The sequence below is a fragment of the Microbulbifer maximicatervae (SeqCode) genome (genome assembly GCF_052466985.1).
Map to the genome: position 1 here is coordinate 1,289,068 of NZ_CP174298.1, position 19,296 is coordinate 1,308,363.

Consider the following 19,296-nt stretch of genomic DNA (forward strand, 5'->3'; position numbering starts at 1 on the left):
CCAACCCTTTCCAAGCGATTGGTTTGCACCTTTTGAGAAAACTCTTCAAAAGGTAACTGGCCGCAGGCCGACACCGGCACCTCCCTGTGCCGTACTAGCTGCCGGACGCCCACCCTGCCAGAGATACCTAAATTCTGTGAGGTTGGACCTAGCCGCTCACTTCCAATAAGGCGCCAGGGAAACCCATGAGGATTTTGCGCGACTGCTCTCCAGCACACCGCGCACAAATGCCATCGCGCGAACACCTGCATCAATGTTGCCAACGGCAGGGCTGTTCTTTGAAACTAACCCCTTCCGGCGGCCTCGGACTTGACCAGCAAAATCGCGATAGATATTGGCGAAGGCCTCTATATAGCCCTCCGGGTGTCCTTGAGGTGTCCGGCAGAAAGACCTGACGTCTCCATCCAGATACTCACAATCCGCACCGGCTTTCCAAATCGCCACAGGCTGCCCCCTGCGCTTTACTTGCAATTGGTTTGGGGCTTCCTGCTCCCAAAACAGCGAACCGTCTTCACAGTAAACACTGATATTCAGGTTGTTCCCCTCTCCTCCACAGACTTGACTGGCTGTAAGTGTTCCTCGGGCGCCCTGATCTAATTTAAATAGCGCTGCACCGTCATCATCCAACGCTCTTTCATCAACTACCGCTTGCACGTCTGCGCAGACTTCAGAGATATGCTGGCCAGTAAAAAACTCCACCAGATGATGAGCATGGGTGCCTATATCTGCAAAGCAGCCACTTTCTCCCGAACGTGCAGGATCTGTTCGCCAACTCGCCTGCTTACTTCCCGTGGAATCACCGGCTAGTGCCAGCCACCCCTGCGGATAGGTAACGGTAACTCGTCGAATAGACCCCAACTCTCTCCTGCCCAGGATTGCTCTCGCTTGCATAACCAGAGGGTAAGCAGCATAAGTGTGGGTCAAACCATAAAGATGCCCGCTTTGCTCCACTTCCTTTTTAAGCTCAAGTGTTTCTTCCAAAGTGGAGGCGGCTGGCTTGTCGGAGAGGACATGGAATCCCGCCCGCAACGCAGCAATAGAAACGGGTAAATGGAGGTGGTTGGGAGTTACTACAGATACAAATTCAACTCGATCATCAGCGCTGCGACGGGATTCCTCTTGGAACATCTGTTGATAGCTTTGGTAAATCCGGTCCGGGTGAAGCCCCAGCTTTTCACCAGTTTTACGACTGCGTTCGGAATCGCCACTAAAGCAGCCGGCGACTAGCTCTATCTCACCGTCGAGAGCTGCTGCCATCCGATGGATTGCACCAATAAAAGCACCCTCTCCACCACCAACCATGCCCATTCTTATTTTTTTAACCAAACCCCATCCCCTCGGGCCACTCAAAGAACCAGCTGAATAAACAGCCTATTTATTTTTATTTCCGTGTTTTGTAAGCGGACACGCTGTTTCCAGATCTCGGTTTTCGTAGCACTCCACCGTTTGAAACAGAATGTAACCGGTTACATTTCAATTTAAGATACAGAAAAATAATGTCTTTGCAAGCGAAATACGTTGTTAATATCGCCTTATTGGACTCATAGACTGATGGCTCGACGCTGAAATACTAAGCAAATCACCTGATTGGCAGGCCCATTTTCTGGACAAACTCAGCCCAAGAGTGCCACTTCAGCTCGTCGCTTTGCCATTTATTACAAATAGCTTGATGACCAACTGACTGCGACAGCAAGCTACCTATCGCTTCAGGTTGAGGATGCCGAGGCTTGGCTTTTGAGCGTACCCATTTCCCGGCCTCCTTTGCAGCCTCCACGGCGAGACCCCAGTGATTCGGCCAAACCGCCAAGAAATTGGCTATATCAAAGCTGTGGATGTGGTATGGACGCGGGTAGTTTAACTGCACAAGAGCATCCCCATCCGGCCCAGGGGCATCAGTTTTCCAACCTGCGTAAACATCCCAATGGCAGCCGGCTGCCCAATCCTCAAACCCGGTCATACAATTTGACAGCCTATCCAGGGAATCCCGGATTAGCGCCCTCTCTATGGGCGGGGCCACCCTCATGTCAACCACACCAGAGCGAAATCTGGGGTGCTCTGGATTGAGGGTGAGTATCCAAAGTCCCTCTCCACTTTCCATCGGGTGATATGCCACTACCATGTCCATCAGGAAGGCTGAGATTGGAGGGGTATTAGCACCCTTAGCCAGCAACATATGTAGGGGCCGAACAACTTGGCTATCCCGCACACCTTGAGCTGGCACTCCAAGACTTTCGAGTATTGCTGCATTGCCCGCCCCGCATGCTGAGAGAACCAACTGGGTTTTTATTTGGTGGGAACTACCACCGATATCGGCAGAGACCTCAGTCACGCCACCACTATCTTTGTCGAATTTTCGGATACTCCCTTTCACCAACTTCTCGCTAACAGGAGCACTAAAACGACGATAGGCTTCAGCGCCGTCAAACATAAGGTCATCAGCAAATCGAAAGCACTGATGCGATGGCAAGCTAGTTGTTACCAGTGGAGCTGGTATCGGCACCTCTTCCACTGAAATACCCGCCGCAAGCCAGTTGGGCTCGACAGTATCTAAAAATTCTCGGGGAAGCGCGGCATAGAAATCTGTTATGTGGCTATCAACACCATCGCTCTCCAGTTGTGTGCGCCAAAACTGTGCGGCCTTCAAGTAAGCCTTTGCCGCACTTGGGTGTGCCGCATTCCAGCCTGAGGAGAAATAGCCATGAAAGTGTAACGACTCAGCATCGTCTAACCCCTGATCTATTGCCAGCACAGAAAAATCTGTTGATAGCTCTCGCAACAATGAAATCGCTTGAATTCCGCCCCCTAATACCAGGACGTCTACATCTACCGTTTTAGCCATGGTCAGCCTCAAACAAATCCTATCTATCACCACTTAGCAAAGGCTGGCCTTCTGTCAACTTCTAGGACCTCAGCTCATTCACCTAGGTGACACTTTTTTGAAATTCAGATTAAACACAGAACTTGGTTAATCCGTTCCAGTTATATTCCCGTAAAGAGATTGTCGCTTAGCTATGAAGCTGGCGGCCTAAAAAACTGCGAACACAAGGAGCGAGGAAATGAAGAGTTTATTGAGAGGTATAGGGATTGTACTGTTTGCACTCAGTACCCAGGCCGTTCTGGCAAATGATGAACTGGAAACGGTTCCCTATGTCGATGTGAATCAGTATCTCGGCAAGTGGTATGAGATTGCCCGGCTACCGCAAATTTTCCAGCCGGCTTGTACTGCGGTAACAGCGGACTACGGCCTCAATGATGATGGATCTATCAGCGTTTTCAATTTTTGTCGAATCTTACACCCAAAATATGGGTTCCCGATCAGTGTTCAGGGCACTGGAGTCCCCATTGATGAGACGAACAGTAAACTCGCTATCACCTTCTTTGAGGGTAAAGCTGCCGGCGACTACTGGATACTAGAGCTAGATCCTGGCTATCAGTGGTCACTCGTTGGTGATCCAGACCGCTCCAGCCTCTACCTGTTAAGCCGCACTCCCCAGCTGGATGAAGCTATTACAGACTATTTACTAGACCTGGCAGTTACAAAGCATGGTTACAACATTGACCACATCATCATGACCCGCCAGCTTACTGAGTAAACAAGAAAGCGGGTGTCACACTTCTGGCACCCGCCACCCAACAAACTACATTAACTTTTCATTAATTCTTTATAATCAATAGGTTAACTAACTATATTAAAGTATTTTCTTATATTTTTGTGTGCTTTATGTTCGCCAAAGCATCCCTGTCAGCTAGCAACCTATGTCAGATATAGTTACCACTCCATTTAATAGAGCACCCCATACTTGGCTGCTGCTTTTCCGGCCCTGCCCCAGTCTCTGCGACCAACTTCATTGCATTGACCAGCTCCCTGGTTCGGCCTGCCGGATTTCCCATTCCCGCATCATCGATTCGGCCTCGATATTGGAGCTCTCCATCCTTATTCAGCCCGAAGAAATCTGGTGTACATACCGCCTGGTAAGCTCTCCCTACGGACTGATCTTCATCAACCAAATAGGGGAAAGTAAACCCATGGTCTCGGGCAAACTTCGCCATATAAGGAGGGCTGTCAATTTGGTAATCGCGATAATCGTTTGACATAACGGCCAGAACATTAATGCCCAGCCCTTGTAGTTCTCGCACATCCTCAGCTAGACGATTTGCAATCGCCTGAACATAGGGGCAGTGATTGCAGATAAATGCAATCAACAACCCCTTGCTTCCCAGATGGCCCGACATTCGAAAGCTCTTGCCGTCAGGGTCTTTCAAGGTAAAGTCTGGGGCTTTCCATCCGAAATCACATACTGGTGTATCTAGTAACATTGCCCGATCCTCTCTTGGGTTCTAAGTTAGCTTTCGATCTCAAGTACGCTCTTGGCAAAGGGAGCGTAAATTTTTGCGACCTCTCGAGCCATCTCATCTGGATAAACAAAAAAATCACCCGTTGTTAGTGCCTTCATAATGCCATCGAACACGATGCTCGCTGGAGGGGCGCCCTCTCCCATGCCTGCGGAGTCGGCCATATCCGTCTTGATTGGACCAGCAATAACACTGATAACTTGAGTCCCCTGCTCCGCCCAGACTTCCCTCAAACCCTGAGTTACTGCATAGGCAGCCGCCTTTGAGCCGGAGTAACCGGTAAATGGGAGAAAATTTTTGATGGATGCCAGTGAGTTCATTTGGACAAAGACACCCCCACCATTAGGGAGCCTCTGAATAACTCCGTGATGCCTCTGGCATGCAGAGCGGTTCACAATCAAGGCGCGGCTTCGCAGGAATGTCTAGACCTTTCAAGAAGTCGCAACGCGGAGTGTGAATCGCTCTGTAAGCCCCGAAGGGCGGGCCTTGAAGGCCACAGCTGCTGTGTTGCAGCTCTTGCAAAGGACTAGGCCATTCGCGGCTAGCTGCGCCTAACATCTGCAGCCTTCAAGACCCGCAGAGGCATTACGGAGTTATTCAGAGGCTCCTTAGATTTCAAAACAGGGCCAAACGCTTTGGCCAGGTTTATCAGTGGGTAAACATTGCCCTCCATTTGATACTTGAAGCTTTCCACAGCATCATCATCCAAGGGGGTCGATAGCTTCACTACGCCCGCATTTGAGACAACCAGATTGACATCACCGGCAACCTTTACAGCGTTTTGAATGGTTTCTTCACGTGAAAGATCAAATTCAATGGGGACGACCCTTTCACCATACTTTTGAACGAGCTGCCTCACCGAGGCTAGGTCGCGAACAGCGGTATACACTTTAACCGCGCCCGCATCCAACAGCCCCTCTGTAATGGCCTTGCCGATCCCCCGATTTGCCCCTGTGATTAATGCAGTGATATTGCTAGCTTGAAGAGTCATTTCGTATACCTCAGTTACTTAAGTCGAATAAATTCAAATTTCGATTCGCAACACAGTTGCGGGCTCCGCTACGAATTGTTGATGGCCACCCCATATCTCCTCAGTGAGGGCTGGATGGCCAATCAAGCCCAGGCCAGAAATCAGGCCACTGCCTCTCCTTCGGGAGTCCACTCATTAACTGCAAAGGCACTATCCAGGGCGGTCTCGGCAATGTGATTTGTATAATTCAACATAACTTTTAAAGCGGTACCTAGAACCACTTCCAGTACGCTCTGCTGCGTGTAGCCAGCAGCAAGGAAAGCGCTAACTTGTTCCTCCGTCGGCCAGCCACGGCTTTCATTCACTACCGCAGCAAATGTACGTAATGCCTCAAGCTTTTCATCTGCAATCGGTGTGTTACTACGCAATGCTTCAATAATTTCCGCTTCAACACCGGCCATTTGGGAAATGGATGTGTGAGCAGCCATACAGTAACGACACCCGTTCAGGCGGTTGTTTGTCATTAAGATGATTTGGCGCTCTGTCTCGGAAAGATTGGTTTTATCGAAAATTCCCGCCAAGGTCGTATAACCCTCAAGTAATGCGGGGGCCTCTGACATAGTTGCGAATAGATTGGGCACAAAGCCCATCGATTTCTTAGCGCCTGCAAGAAGAGGCTGAGCAGCAACAGGAGCGGATTCAATCGTGTGAGTCTTGAAAGTAGCCATCATATTTCCTAACTAGATAGTTTCACTTGTTTGTAGCGATCGGTCCAAAACTGGTTAAAAAAATAAGGGGAGACCCCCCTGTAAACTGTATGTACCGATTGCTACAAACAATACTAATGAGTTTGTACCGATCGGTAAATATGATTTATATAACTATTTGCTATGCATTAATGCCTACTGAGAATGAACAGAAAAAATATGAAGCCCTATCCAATGCAAAATTGACAGTAGGATCAATGGAGGTCAGGAGAGGGAAAGCCCTGGCAACCGAGAGGACGGCGCCAAGGCCCTACGAAGAGCTTTCAACGCCAGAAGAAAGATCAGGTCAACGCAGCAAGTCTAATGCCTGTACCTTAATTCTGGAGAGGCTTTCCTTATTAAAAACTCCACGTGCCAACACTCGCAAGCCGACTAACAGAGTTAGTAAACTATTGGCGCAGACTTCCGGGTCTACTCGATCAGATATCACACCTTTCTCTATCCCCAGGCGAACCTGCCTTGCAAAAAATGACTCAGTATCCCGCAAGCCCTTTTTTACAGCATCCCCAATATCGCTATCCAGGTTAGGCATATCGAGTGCGGTATTAACCAGAAAGCAGCCCTTCTTTTCCGGATCTGCAAGGCTCTGTTCAATTAGGGAGTCGAAAAGCTGACTGATAGCGCCGATAGGATCTTCCAACGACTCAAGCCGGGCCATTACGTCGCGCCGCTGCTCTCTCTCATACTTGAGTAAACTCAGGGTAAAAAGCTGCTTCTTACTGCCAAAGGCATTATAAAAGCTCCCTTTAGTCAGCCCAGTAGCTTTGAGCAGGTCGGCCAGAGAAGTCGCTTCAAAGCCTTTTTTCCAAAAGGCTTCCGTCGCTTTATCGACTGCGCTATCGACATCGAAACTTTTCTCCCAAGGCATAAGCACCTCACCTCAAACGAATCTACTGGCCATGTTACCACTGTTTGGACCAAGTGGTAAAAACACGATTCGCAGATACAAATACTGGCACTCGCCCGATATTCGCCTATTGCTCCGAAATCAAAACACCATTTTTGCGGTCACAGTGATTGATGGAGCAACACTTCTAGCCCAGGAGAGCTCACTCGAATTATTAAAGTGGTAACTGCTGCAACTTCATGACCCTAAAAGCCTTCAAAGTCATCAAAGTGGTTCTGACCTATTAGTCAAAACGCTTATTTTTAACGCTTTTTACAGCTGCAGTTACACAATAGTTATGATGACCATACATACTCAAGCCTTCAAAACGAGAAAAAATTCCTCAATTTCACACTAAATAGGAAAGCTATTTTGCTAAATAAAGCGTTAAAGAAAAAGATCCATCTCTGATTAGAGGTATTTCATGCCCTTTGGAGCTTTCAGCCTTTATACTTGTCCTAAGCTATAGGTCGCCGAGCCGTAAGGGCCGGACGCCTATGAAGTAGGACGTATAAAGAGACTCCCTATGCTTACCAATCGGATCGCCGCTTACTTTTCCGGCTTCTTGGTCATTGGCCTTCTTTCCACAAGTGTTCTGGCAGAGCCAGAGCGAATAGCCCCCCAAGAGGGTCAAGGTGGTACTGCACAAGAGATAGTCAGCAAGCTTGAAATGCTGCACTACAACAAAATCAAAATCGGCGACGAAATGTCCGAGAACTTGTGGAACGAGTATATCGATGCACTCGACCCCACTAAAAGTTACTTCCTCGCCTCTGATATCGACGAATTCCGCGCGTGGGAAGCGGAGATGGATGACCAGCTTCGCGCTGGTGATGTCACCGCTGGGTTCAGTATCTATAACCGTTTCCGCCTGCGTATGGGCGACCGGCTAGATAACATCCTGTCCCAACTAGAGAAAGGCCTGCCCGCCTATGACTTTTCTCGGGAAGAGACCCTTGAGCTGGATCGGGAGGAAAGCCAGTGGCCCAACTCGATCAGCGCTGCAGATGAGCTTTGGCGTAAGCGCTTAAAGAGCAGCATCCTGAATCTGCGCCTTACCGGTAAAACCGATGAGGAAATCCAAGACCTTCTCGTACGCCGTTACAAAGGCCAAAAGAAGCGCCTCGAGCAGCAGAAGAGCGACGACGTATTTGAGCTCTATATGAACTCACTGACTCGTCTCTACGATCCACACAGCAACTACCTGTCACCGCGCTCATTGGAAAACTTTAATATGAGCATGTCCCTCTCCTTGGAGGGTATCGGTGCTGTGCTGCAGGCAGACGAGGAATACACCAAAGTTGCTCGCCTGGTACACGGTGGTCCAGCCGATCGCACTGGCAAGATCAAGCCTAACGATAAAATCGTGGGTGTTGGCCAGGATAAAGAAGGCGAAATGGTCGATGTCGTAGGCTGGCGCCTGGATGATGTTGTCGACTTGATTCGCGGCAAGGCCGGTACCTATGTTCGCCTGGAAACCATCCCCACTGGTGGTGACGGCACTCATAAGACTATCTTGATCAAGCGCAGCAAAGTGAAGCTTGAAGATCAGGCGGCCAAGAAGGCAGTGTTTGAATTCTCTGACGGCAGTAAGAATTACAAGATCGGTGTGATTAACCTGCCGACCTTCTATATCGACTTTGATGCCTATCGCCGCCGCGACCCCAACTATAAGAGCACCACGCGAGACGTTGCCCGTCTGCTGAGTGAACTTAAAGAGGAGAAGGTTGACGGTATTATTCTGGATCTTCGCAACAACGGCGGTGGTTCACTGCAAGAAGCCACCATGCTCACCGATCTGTTTATTGATCAGGGTCCTGTTGTACAGATCCGTCATGCCAATGAGCAGATTTCCCGCCATAACCGCTCGCGCTCCCGCGCCATGTACCGCGGGCCGCTGATGGTATTGATTAATCGCTTATCCGCCTCTGCATCCGAGATTTTTGCCGGTGCAATCCAGGATTACAACCGCGGCCTGGTAGTGGGCAACCAATCCTTTGGTAAGGGTACTGTGCAAACTATGGCTCCCCTGAAGGAAGGCCAGTTGAAAATTACCCAGTCCAAGTTCTACCGGGTTTCCGGAGACAGCACACAGCATGCGGGTGTGAAGCCGGACATCGATATGCCACAGTTGATTGATGCCGAAAATGTGGGTGAGAGTGCGTACGATACTGCCCTGCCCTGGGACCGTATCCACGCTGTGCCTCATGCGAAGTATTTCAACTTGAAGATGCTGATCCCGAACTTGATTACCAAGCACAACAAGCGCACGGAAACAGATCCAGATTTTGTTTTCCTGCGCGATCAGTTCAAGTTCGACGCCGAGCGGGCTGACAAGAAGTATGTCTCTCTCAACGAATCAACTAGAGAGAATGAGCGCAAGTCCGTTAATCAGCGATTGCTGGATATGGAAAACCGTCGCCGCAAAGCTAAAGGCCTTGAACCCTACGAGAACTTTGAGGCATACGAAGAAAGCGAATCTGAAGAGGTGGCTAACATTGGTGGTCCTGTAGAGATCAAGTTGGAAAAAGACCCAATTTTGAATGAAGCGGGCTATATAATGGCGGACTTTATCGGCCTCGCCGATAAGGCCAGCAAGGCCCCGCCCCAAGTTGCCAACTTCTAAATACTGATAGGCACTGGGCGCGGCGTGCGCCCGGTCCGCGAACTAACTCTTAGGTCGGGCTAGCCCGACCTTTTTTATTTTGGGGGAAGAGATGAAGGTTGTTTCCTTTAACGTCAATAGTATTCGCACTCGCCTGCACCAGATGCAGGCCCTGGTAGACAACCATCAGCCCGATATCATCGGCCTACAGGAAACCAAAGTCACCGACGAAGATTTTCCAGTAGATGCGATAAAAGACCTGGGCTATGAGCTGATTTATTTTGGCCAAAAAACACACTACGGCGTTGCCCTGCTCTCACGTCTACCTTTTATTGATCGCGAATACGGTTTCCCAACTGATGCCAGCGACGCCCAGCGCCGTATGGTTGCCGGCAAGTTTGATATCGGCGGTCCTGAGCCCCTCACGGTTATTAATGGCTATTTCCCGCAAGGTGAAAATCGCGAGCACCCGGTTAAATTTCCGGCCAAGCAAAAGTATTACGCCGACCTGGATACCTACCTGCAAACCACGTGTAAGCCGGAAGCGCCTGTATTGGTTATCGGCGATATGAATATTTCACCCAGCGACCAGGATATTGGTATTGGTGAACCCAATCGCAAGCGCTGGCTGCGCGATGGAAAATGCAGCTTCCTTCCAGAAGAGCGCGAGTGGCTTCAAAAAATTGAAGGCTGGGGGCTCACCGACACTTTCCGCGCACAAAACCCAGAAACAGACGATGTATTCAGCTGGTTCGACTACCGAAGCCGTGGGTTCGATCGCGAGCCCAGACGCGGCCTGCGTATCGACTTAATTCTAGCCACCAACCCTCTTCTGGAAAAATGTGTCGGGACTGGCGTGGACTACGATATTCGGGCTATGGAACGCCCATCAGACCACGCGCCTGTATGGGCCGAGTTTAAGCTCTAAGCACAGGTTATAGCCCGCTGATTCAGTGGGCTATTTTTAAGGCTATGAATATATGGTTTTCCATATATAATTGTTAAAAAGTCCAATGGAGCCCTCCAATGAAAAGGCGTGTTCTGTTTGTTTGCGCCGGGGACTCTGCCCGCTCACTGATGGCTGAGGCACTGTTGCGGCATTTTGGAGGCAACTCATACGAAGCCGTTGGCGCCGGAACCAATGTCCATGCAGTGGACCCACGCGCTCTGCAAGCGCTGGAGCGACTGGGGGTTTCAACAGAGGGACTCATTCCCAAAGTTGTAGAAGATGTAGCTGACCAACCTTTTGACCTGGTCATCACACTTTGCGACAAAAGCCGGGAAGATTACGTACCCTCCCCAAAAGTTGACAAGATGATTGCCTGGAATTTTAAGGAACCGACAAAGCGACACTGCTTCTGCCCTTTTTACACCACGGCACGTGAATTGAGCACTCGCATCAAACTACTGGTCTTGGCCCAAGCCGAGGCAGATTTACGAAAAAGAGCGGCATGAACCCAGTACAGTTTTACAAATGCCTGGCCGATGATACGCGCCTACGCACATTGCTCCTTATTGCTCACGAGGAAGAGCTTTGCGTATGCGAGCTAACGGCAGCCCTCGAATTGAGCCAGCCGAAAATTTCCAGGCACCTCGCCTTGCTGAGAAGTTCAGACCTGCTCCAAGACCGCCGCCAGGGGCAGTGGGTGTTTTACCGAATCAACCCAGACTTAAATGCCTGGGCAAAGTCTGTACTTTTCGACACCTTACAGGCGAACCAGCACTTTATTACCGAAGACCTCAACAACCTGATTCAAATGGGAGACCGGCCAGAGCGCACAAGTCTGTGCTGCTGATACCGCCTGCCGACCTAAGATTTAAACTATCCAGATATATATGATTTTTCATATGTATTTGGCAGAAACGGAGCGAAATTAACAATGACCATCAAAATTGGGATCAATGGATTTGGCCGAATTGGCCGGCTGGTACTGCGCGCTGCCTGGGATTGGCCTGAAGTTGAGTTTGTCCAGATTAATGACCCTGCCGGTGATGCAGCCACTCTCGCCCACCTACTCAACTTTGACTCTGTACACGGGCGCTGGCACAGAGAGGCGAAAGCCGTTGATGACACAATTCAGGTTGATGGCAAAACAGTAACCTGTAGCCGCAATACCGCTATTGCAGAGACCAATTGGAAAAACTGTGATCTGGTGGTAGAGGCCTCTGGTAAAATGAAAACTACCAAACTTCTTCAACCCTACCTGGATCAAGGGGTAAAGAAGGTGCTGGTCTCTGCACCAGTTAAAGAGGCTGGAGTACCGAACATTGTCCTTGGAGTGAATCAACATATATACCAGCCGGACAAACACCAGATTATTACCGCCGCTTCCTGTACGACTAATTGTCTTGCTCCAGTAGTAAAAGTTATTCACGAAAACCTGGGTATTCGTCACGGTTCAATCACCACTATTCACGATATCACCAATACCCAGACTATCCTCGACGCACCCCATGGAGATCTGCGCAGAGCCCGCGCCTGTGGTGCCAGCCTGATTCCCACAACAACAGGTTCAGCTACAGCTATTGCCTCCATCTTTCCAGAGTTGTCCGGCCGCCTAAACGGCCACGCAGTTCGTGTTCCCCTCGCCAACGCATCCATTACCGATTGTGTTTTTGAAGTGGAAACCGACACTACCCCAGAGGCAGTAAACCAGTTATTTAAGGAAGCTGCAGAAGGTGAACTAAAAGATATCCTCGGCTATGAGGAAAGGCCCCTCGTTTCCGTGGATTACAAAACCGACCCCAGATCGAGCATTATCGATGCTCTATCGACCATGGTCGTTAACAGCACCCAGGTAAAAGTTTACGCCTGGTATGACAATGAATGGGGTTACGCCAACCGCACGGCGGAATTAGCTCGAATGATTGGCACCATGGGCTAAGCAGCCAAAGTACAACGGGGCCGGAAGGAAAGAACACACTGCACCTGAGGGGTACGCCTCTCCATGAGCTCACATTTTTTCCTCCTGCTTTTAGTAAGTAGCAGTACAAAGAACAAGATCATGCAGTTTCTTCACAATTTATCGTCGCCAGTGCGCCAATACCTGCTGGTAACAGGCAATTACTGGGCATTTACTTTGACTGACGGCGCTCTGCGCATGCTGGTGCTGCTGCACTTTCACGAACTCGGCTACAGCCCTTTGCAAATAGCCTTGCTTTTCCTTTTCTACGAATTCTTTGGGGTAGTCACTAATCTTGTCGGCGGCTGGCTCGGTGCCCGGATTGGACTCAACCGGACCATGAATTTGGGACTGGCCTTACAGATTGTTGCTCTTTCCATGCTGCTGGCACCCAGTCAGTATCTCTCGGTCCCCTTGGTTATGGCTGCCCAAGCCCTCTCCGGTATCGCCAAAGACCTGAATAAAATGAGTGCGAAGAGCTCAATCAAGTTACTGGTGCCCGATCAGGCCAGTGGCACCTTATATCGATGGGTCGCCCTTCTTACCGGTTCGAAAAACGCGCTAAAAGGCTTGGGCTTCTTTCTCGGCGGTGCCCTACTCGCCTCACTTGGCTTTCAAGGCGCGATTGCATCGATGGCCCTAGCTCTTGGAATAGTTTGGATATTGAGTCTCAAATTTCTTAAGCGGGACTTAGGGAAAGCCAAAGCAAAAAGCCGATTCAGAGATATCTTTTCCAAGAGTCCCGCAGTCAACATATTGTCGGCCGCGCGCTTACTCTTGTTTGCTTCCCGGGATGTTTGGTTTGTTATAGCTCTACCGATTTTCCTGGCCAGCCAGTTCGGTTGGAGCCACTGGCAGGTGGGTACCTTCCTGGCATCCTGGGTGATCGGATACGGCATAGTGCAAACCCAGGCCCCAAAGGTCACGACGGCACGTTCAGCCCAGGCTCCGGATGGTCGAACCGCACTATTCTGGGCAATAGCGCTCACTGCAGTGCCCGCATTAATCGCAATCGCATTACACAAAGGAGTGGATCCACAGCTCGCCGTACTGGGTGGACTTTTGATGTTTGCTGTACTCTTCGCCGTAAACTCATCTTTACACAGCTACTTGATAGTTGCCTATGCTCGGGAAGATGGCGTCTCTATGGATGTGGGCTTCTACTATATGGCAAATGCCGCTGGGCGATTGCTCGGGACACTGCTCTCGGGGTGGGTATTCCAAACTCAGGGGTTGGTGGCTTGCCTACTTATTTCCAGTGCTTTTCTTCTGCTAACCGCACTGGTTTCACTGGGTTTGCCCAGGCACAAAACCGGGGCTCAGGAGGTTGGCAGTTTAAGTAGGAGCTGATCAGATAGCAGCATAAGTGCTACTTGCCAGCGAAGGCTGGCAAGTAGGCTGAGGGACCATTTCGACCTGCACGATTCGATACAGTTTGGACTCAGGTATGCACCCCATTTGAAATAGAATCAAAGCAAGGACCAAATACCTCATATAACACCCACCTCTAGTCCAAGTGCACAGCTCCACAGGAGCTGCAAAAACTCGAGATTAAAATGTCTGGATTTGGCACTCAATGCCTATTTGCCACTACTTTCTGCCAAAACCATCGCAAGAACTATGGCTTTTTAGTCACGGTCATTCTTAGCAAAGTCCGATCCTTTTTGATGTAGTGGTGATATAGAGCGGCTATTACATGCCCCAGGATTAAGATCCAGACCACCCACTGCCCTAGAATCTCTTTATGGATAAAGTCCACAGGCTTCTCAAACTCTTCAAAGGTTAGCCCCATTCGATCCTGAACTATCGCCACAAAAGCTTGGGTGTTCTCAAACTTCGGAATCTCGAACAGAAAAAAGTAGTCCGTATCCACACCCGTTCCAATATACCCTGTTAGTGGGGTGATGATCATAACCAAGTAGAGAAGAAGGTGGCCGGTATGAGCAGCAAAATGTTCCAGGGAAGTTCCTGGCTCTGCTGGCGGTGGTGGGTTCGTCAGACGCCAAGCAACTCTGAGAATGACAATTACTCCTATAGTGACGCCAATAGAAAGGTGTAGTTGTAAGGCGGCCCAATTCGCCGGTGTCTCTTCCTGAGTAAACCAGTGTCGGTAATATACCGAAATATAGGAACCTAAAAATAATATCGCCGTTAGCCAATGTAGCCACTTGGCTACTGAACCGTAACTGTCAGGTTGATTTCTCAGACTCATCTTTATCTCTTTCCCACTTCCAAAATCTATATTCTGTCGGCAATTCGACAACTATCTCTCCGAGTAAAATCTGCGTAAACCCAAAATAAAGAGCACAACACCAAGCGCCTGGACAAAATGGTAGATAATATTGTGATCAAGGTCCCAAATGATACTGACTGATAAACTTCCATCTAACTGGACAGCCATTGCAACAATACTAACTATCGAGCCAAGTGCCATAAACCAACTGCCACACAGCGAGCTTTGTCTCCTTAAGGCTAATATAAAGTACCCTATGAAAGCCACCGCGCAGATTAAAAACTGATAAACAGCAAAAGCAAAAATTTTATCTTTAAGTGAAAAGGAAAAAACAAACAATATCAAGAAAAGAAATAACACTGGGAAAATAGCCCGTTTGGAAAAACCTTCACTCACCAAATCTACGCTAACCGCAAGAACAAAAGAAGAAATTAGTAAACCAAGTAAAAAAAGTATTCCATACCATAAGCAACTTCGAAAATATGGGGGGATTTCAAACCCGTGATAGATAGCTGCCACTAATGAGGCTATGAACATGATAGTGAAAAAAATAAGCCAAATACTTCTTTTCCACTGCTTCCTCCTTACAAACACCAACAAATAAAGGGCGCCAATAAATGCGACCAGAGCCAGCCCGACATTAGTAATTGCAGTTAATAGGTCTATTTCGCCATGTACTAGAGTCATTCTATTTCGAATATAGTCGACACACTTTCATATACATTCTCTATCCAACCCAGATCGTAACCCTTTATAGCAATATATCAGACTTTCTGAAGATCAATTGAACATAGGTGTGTCATCTACGAAAACTCAATAATATCAATTTCCCTAGTGCAACCTCAATAATGGGGTAGATGCAAAGTTTAAAAAGCACAGAGACAGACAAGAGCCAGCGCGCCATTATATCTCAAGGCGGCACTGACACTTATTGATCGTTTCAACTCTTATTAACTGGCTATGACTGATACAATCACCTTGCCTTTAGCGCGTCCTGAAGCGAGATATGAAAAAGCTTCTTTGCCTTGCTCTAAAGAATAGATCTTGTCTATTACTGGAGAAAGAATCTTCTGCCGGTACAGATCCCCCAATTCACTCAGCTGTCCTCCATTAGCTTCCATAATAACCATTCGATAGAGCGCAGATTTGCCCTTCGCTGCCTTCATTAGATTTCGCGACTTAAGCGCCACTAGCTTGCGAAGCAACCAACCTAGCCCAAGCTCTTCAGCTGTCTGCGGATCTAAAGCCCCTTTAACAGAGACAACACGCCCACCAGTTTTCAGGACCTGAAATGCATCCAAAGCATACTGACCACCCAAAGTATCGAATACGACATCCATATCAGATAGTAATTGCCGGTAGTCATCTTTTTTATAATCAATAACAAGGTCGGCACCGAGTGCTTTCACCCACTCCACATTCGCGCTACTTGTTGTAGTCACCACATAGGCGCCTACAGACTTCGCCAATTGGATCGCCATAGAGCCAACACCACCTGAGCCTGCATGTATCAGCACTTTCTCGCCGGACTTCAAACCAGCAACTTTGATCAAAGACTGATAGGAGGTCAGCCCAACGAGCGGAATACCCGCCGCTTCACTGTGTGACAAGTTTTTGGGCTTTGCAGCCAAGTGGGAAACACTAACGGTGAGATATTCTGCAATAGTGCCCACATGATCCTCCCCCACCCTGGAAAACACCAGGTCCCCTACACTGTATCCAGCGACATCATTCCCCACTGCTACAACTTCACCGCTGACATCCCGGCCAATACCAACCGGAAATACTTCCTTTCGTACCGATTTAAGCTCCCCCCGCAACATCATGTTATCAACTGGATTTACGCTAGCGGCATGCACCCGAAGCAAAACTTCACCAGCCTTGGGGGTGGGAACCTCAGCTGACTGAAACTCCAGGCTGCTATCAATATCCCCATAGCGAGTCATTTTCAAAGCTTTCATTGGTCATCCTAACAATCGGTTCAACAAACATTGAAAGCGATAGTGCCCATACTGCGACCATAAAAACAGGTGGTAATAGGTATAAGTCTTTTGTCATTTTGGCAATAATGGGGAATATTTTGAGCCGATGACAAACAGTTAGAAGTTGATTATGGACAAAATCAGAGCATTGCGTTACTTCAAGCGGGTGGTAGAACTGAATAGCTTTACTGCAGTTGCTGAGGAATTTGAGGTTCCCGCTTCATCAATCTCCCGCCGCGTAAAAGATCTGGAGCAGTCCTTAGGAGTGGAGTTACTGCAACGCAGTACCCGCCAAGTCAAGGTTACTGAGCTCGGCAAGCTCTACTATTCGATGATAAGTAAAGCAATTCGCCAGCTTGAACAGGCTGATGAACTGGTTAGCCAGACATTTGAAGCGCCCAACGGTCTGATACGTATCAGCTGCCTCCCAACTTATGGAGAGCAGCATTTAACCCCCCTTCTTGAGAAGTTTGCCCAACGTTACCCCAATATCGTATTCGACTTAACCTATAACGATGACCTGTCCCAGTTAGGGAAAGATCCCGTTGATATTGCGATTCGCGGAGGGTTTGCACCGGATGAGCATGTTATTGCCAAACGCCTATCGGATAATGAGTTCACCCTCGTGGCTACACCGCAGTTTATCGACAAGTTGGAGTATAGCTTCCCCTTAAACAAGTCGGCGATTGAGTCAATTGCTACCTTGCAATATCGGGGGCCTCGTGGCGTCATTGAGTGGTACATACTCAATGATGAGCACTGGGAGCCCCTGAAGTTGACTCCAAAAGTTATCAGCAATAACGGTAAAGCATTAACAGCAGCCGCCCTCAATCACCGCGGTATGTTCTGCGTACCTTCGTGGAGTATTTGTAACTATCTAGATACAGGGGAGCTTGTACAGGTACCTTGCGAGGGTAAAGTCTCAGTCAGCCCCGGTGGCGATCTGGGAGTATTTCTTTTGTATGAGCGTACTAAATACCAAATTCCCAAAATAAAGCTTTGCGTAGACTTTATCTATGAAAATTTGAATGAACGATAGAAGAATATCAAAATTTTTCGCATTGCTACTTAAATTATATGGGCCAATAATACTAGCTTGAACAAATCTGCCGTTAAAAAAAGCACTCCACCCTCTTTATTGTTCGAAAAAATTTATATTCGGCTACAAGCTTATATCCCGCACCCTGTGGACATATAAAGACCTCATAAAACTAAAAATTGATCTGCTTCAAGCTTCCCTTAGATATATTTGGAGGCATATTGATAGGCATGCTAGTTTGAAAAGTAGAAATCATGCCAAAAGTACCTTTAACTATGAATAACTAAATGGAGGAGTTAGCACTGATAAAACCAAGTCAAACCGCTTATATCAGAACAGCCGGCGACATAAGGATTGAGCCATGCCAAGTTATGAAGACTTCATCAGCCTATTAGAAAAAGACATTGAATCAGCCTTCAAAACCTATGAACTTGATTTTAATACGGAGGCCTTCGACAACAAAGCAGGAGCCTACGAAACTGAGTTTGATTTTGAATTTGTAAAACCCAATAAAATCATGATGGTAAAAAGCGGAGATTCTGGCAAGAAAGCAACATACCTCACCTGGGCTCGACAACAAGCTGTGCCTGTAACTCTAGATAGTAAAAGCCCCCCATACTTCTTCACCTCCCATCTCAGCAATTGTCGAATGACCTTCAAGTACCATGACGACCAAAGCAAAAGTGTAACGGTTATCCATGTTGCAGGTGATGTTTCCCAGGGGGGGACCATCAAGGGGAGCGAACAAAGAGATGAGTTGGAGAAGATGGTAAAAACTCCCGATGCAACCAAGGAGAGGAGACTCTCAATAGGTGGCCCCAAAGGGGGTAGAAAAGGAGCAAGCTTCAAGAAAAAGCAAGCAAAACTTGGTACCTCATACTACGATACTTGTGCACGGGTATTCGGGGTGAGAGATGGAAACGACCAGTGGGCATTTTATACGCAAAATATCGGTCGTAAGGATGAGCTGCTGGGCTTTTTCGAAATTACATAATTCTTGCAACAAACAATCTAAGCTCAGCCCCGAAATCTACTCGAATAGAGCCGCACGAAAAAAATCGTCGCGGCTGCCCCCATTGCCCCCATTGCCCCCATTGCCCCCATTGCCCCCATTGCCCCCATAATGGAAACTGCATTATCAGTATTAGAATGAGTTAGCGAAACTCCCTCTTGGTAGTAGATCCCCTATCAATTTCTATACTATTGAATAAATTTCCCTAAATGCCATCAACCCTGAGATGGGTGACCTAGATATCAAATAATGCCTACTCCCCCTTTAGACTTGTGAGCACCCTCATCAGTATAATGAGGGTGTCGATCAATACATTGAAAGAGAATGCAGAATTAAGGAGCCTCTGAATAACTCCGTGATACCTCTGGCATGCAGAGCGGTTCACAATCAAGGCGCGGCTTCGCAGGAATGTCTAGACCTTTCAAGAAGTCGCAACGCGGAGTGTGAATCGCTCCGCAAGCCCCGAAGGGCGGGCCTTGAAGGCCACAGCTGCTGCGTTGCAGCTCTTGCAAAGGGCTACGGCCATTCGCGGCGAGCTGCGCCTAA

19 protein-coding genes are annotated in these 19,296 nt (G+C 48.4%); 9 read left to right on the forward strand and 10 right to left on the reverse strand.

The genetic code is table 11. The annotated features are described in order from the left end of the window. Positions 1–156 precede the first annotated feature (156 nt). Together ACJJI3_RS05670 and ACJJI3_RS05675 are read right to left on the reverse strand one after the other, a co-directional pair. Complete coding sequence (locus tag ACJJI3_RS05670; protein WP_444941803.1) at positions 157–1,326, reverse strand: Gfo/Idh/MocA family protein; 1,170 nt, start codon at positions 1,324–1,326, stop codon at positions 157–159. Between the two features lie 253 nt (positions 1,327–1,579). Beyond that, positions 1,580–2,839, reverse strand: coding sequence for an FAD-dependent oxidoreductase (locus tag ACJJI3_RS05675; RefSeq protein WP_444941804.1), 1,260 nt, complete (start codon positions 2,837–2,839; stop codon positions 1,580–1,582). Between the two features lie 217 nt (positions 2,840–3,056). On the opposite strand from ACJJI3_RS05675, the gene ACJJI3_RS05680 reads away from it, so the two are divergent. Next, the gene (locus ACJJI3_RS05680) at positions 3,057–3,593 is read left to right on the forward strand and encodes a lipocalin family protein (RefSeq protein WP_444941805.1); all 537 of its coding nucleotides are present in this window, start codon (positions 3,057–3,059) and stop codon (positions 3,591–3,593) included. Positions 3,594–3,759: 166 nt separating this feature from the next. On the opposite strand, the gene ACJJI3_RS05685 is transcribed toward ACJJI3_RS05680, so the two are convergent. The 5 genes from ACJJI3_RS05685 to ACJJI3_RS05705 form a co-directional block, all read right to left on the reverse strand. Continuing rightward, on the reverse strand, positions 3,760–4,317 hold the full coding sequence (locus tag ACJJI3_RS05685; RefSeq protein ID WP_444941806.1) for a thioredoxin family protein: 558 nt from the start codon (positions 4,315–4,317) through the stop codon (positions 3,760–3,762). 26 nt (positions 4,318–4,343) lie between these two features. Then, complete coding sequence (locus ACJJI3_RS05690) at positions 4,344–4,748, reverse strand: SDR family NAD(P)-dependent oxidoreductase (protein WP_444941807.1); 405 nt, start codon at positions 4,746–4,748, stop codon at positions 4,344–4,346. Positions 4,749–4,894: 146 nt separating this feature from the next. Continuing rightward, the gene (locus ACJJI3_RS05695; protein ID WP_444941808.1) at positions 4,895–5,344 is read right to left on the reverse strand and encodes an SDR family NAD(P)-dependent oxidoreductase; all 450 of its coding nucleotides are present in this window, start codon (positions 5,342–5,344) and stop codon (positions 4,895–4,897) included. Between the two features lie 140 nt (positions 5,345–5,484). Beyond that, a complete protein-coding gene (locus ACJJI3_RS05700) occupies positions 5,485–6,051 on the reverse strand; it encodes a carboxymuconolactone decarboxylase family protein (protein ID WP_444941809.1) in 567 nt (188 codons plus the stop codon). Between the two features lie 325 nt (positions 6,052–6,376). After that, on the reverse strand, positions 6,377–6,958 hold the full coding sequence (locus ACJJI3_RS05705) for a TetR/AcrR family transcriptional regulator (RefSeq protein ID WP_413665724.1): 582 nt from the start codon (positions 6,956–6,958) through the stop codon (positions 6,377–6,379). 544 nt (positions 6,959–7,502) lie between these two features. Between ACJJI3_RS05705 and ACJJI3_RS05710 the strand changes: the two genes are divergently transcribed. The 6 genes from ACJJI3_RS05710 (at position 7,503) to arsJ (ending at position 13,834) form a co-directional block, all read left to right on the forward strand. Further along, positions 7,503–9,602: a carboxy terminal-processing peptidase gene (locus ACJJI3_RS05710; RefSeq protein WP_444941810.1), complete on the forward strand. Its 2,100-nt coding sequence runs from the start codon at positions 7,503–7,505 to the stop codon at positions 9,600–9,602. A gap of 91 nt (positions 9,603–9,693) precedes the next feature. Further along, a complete protein-coding gene (gene xthA / locus ACJJI3_RS05715) occupies positions 9,694–10,509 on the forward strand; it encodes an exodeoxyribonuclease III (RefSeq protein WP_413665722.1) in 816 nt (271 codons plus the stop codon). A 98-nt stretch (positions 10,510–10,607) separates the two neighbouring features. Then, positions 10,608–11,036 (forward strand): arsenate reductase/protein-tyrosine-phosphatase family protein, encoded by a 429-nt coding sequence (locus ACJJI3_RS05720; RefSeq protein WP_444941811.1) that lies wholly within the window; start codon positions 10,608–10,610, stop codon positions 11,034–11,036. Then, a complete protein-coding gene (locus ACJJI3_RS05725) occupies positions 11,033–11,377 on the forward strand; it encodes a metalloregulator ArsR/SmtB family transcription factor (protein ID WP_282932732.1) in 345 nt (114 codons plus the stop codon). Before ACJJI3_RS05720 ends, ACJJI3_RS05725 begins: the two co-directional genes overlap by 4 nt. A gap of 84 nt (positions 11,378–11,461) precedes the next feature. Next, positions 11,462–12,466, forward strand: coding sequence for an ArsJ-associated glyceraldehyde-3-phosphate dehydrogenase (locus ACJJI3_RS05730; RefSeq protein ID WP_444941812.1), 1,005 nt, complete (start codon positions 11,462–11,464; stop codon positions 12,464–12,466). A gap of 120 nt (positions 12,467–12,586) precedes the next feature. Beyond that, positions 12,587–13,834, forward strand: coding sequence for an organoarsenical effux MFS transporter ArsJ (gene arsJ, locus ACJJI3_RS05735; protein WP_444941813.1), 1,248 nt, complete (start codon positions 12,587–12,589; stop codon positions 13,832–13,834). 268 nt (positions 13,835–14,102) lie between these two features. Here arsJ and ACJJI3_RS05740 read toward each other — a convergent pair whose 3' ends face one another. The 3 genes from ACJJI3_RS05740 to ACJJI3_RS05750 form a co-directional block, all read right to left on the reverse strand. Further along, positions 14,103–14,696 (reverse strand): cytochrome b, encoded by a 594-nt coding sequence (locus ACJJI3_RS05740; protein ID WP_444941814.1) that lies wholly within the window; start codon positions 14,694–14,696, stop codon positions 14,103–14,105. 51 nt (positions 14,697–14,747) lie between these two features. Beyond that, positions 14,748–15,404, reverse strand: coding sequence for a DUF6962 family protein (locus ACJJI3_RS05745; protein ID WP_444941815.1), 657 nt, complete (start codon positions 15,402–15,404; stop codon positions 14,748–14,750). A gap of 263 nt (positions 15,405–15,667) precedes the next feature. Continuing rightward, a complete protein-coding gene (locus ACJJI3_RS05750; protein ID WP_444941816.1) occupies positions 15,668–16,678 on the reverse strand; it encodes an NADP-dependent oxidoreductase in 1,011 nt (336 codons plus the stop codon). A 151-nt stretch (positions 16,679–16,829) separates the two neighbouring features. On the opposite strand from ACJJI3_RS05750, the gene ACJJI3_RS05755 reads away from it, so the two are divergent. Together ACJJI3_RS05755 and ACJJI3_RS05760 are read left to right on the forward strand one after the other, a co-directional pair. Continuing rightward, positions 16,830–17,738, forward strand: coding sequence for a LysR family transcriptional regulator (locus tag ACJJI3_RS05755; protein WP_444917080.1), 909 nt, complete (start codon positions 16,830–16,832; stop codon positions 17,736–17,738). A gap of 361 nt (positions 17,739–18,099) precedes the next feature. After that, complete coding sequence (locus ACJJI3_RS05760) at positions 18,100–18,732, forward strand: hypothetical protein (protein WP_444941817.1); 633 nt, start codon at positions 18,100–18,102, stop codon at positions 18,730–18,732. Positions 18,733–19,296 lie beyond the last annotated feature (564 nt).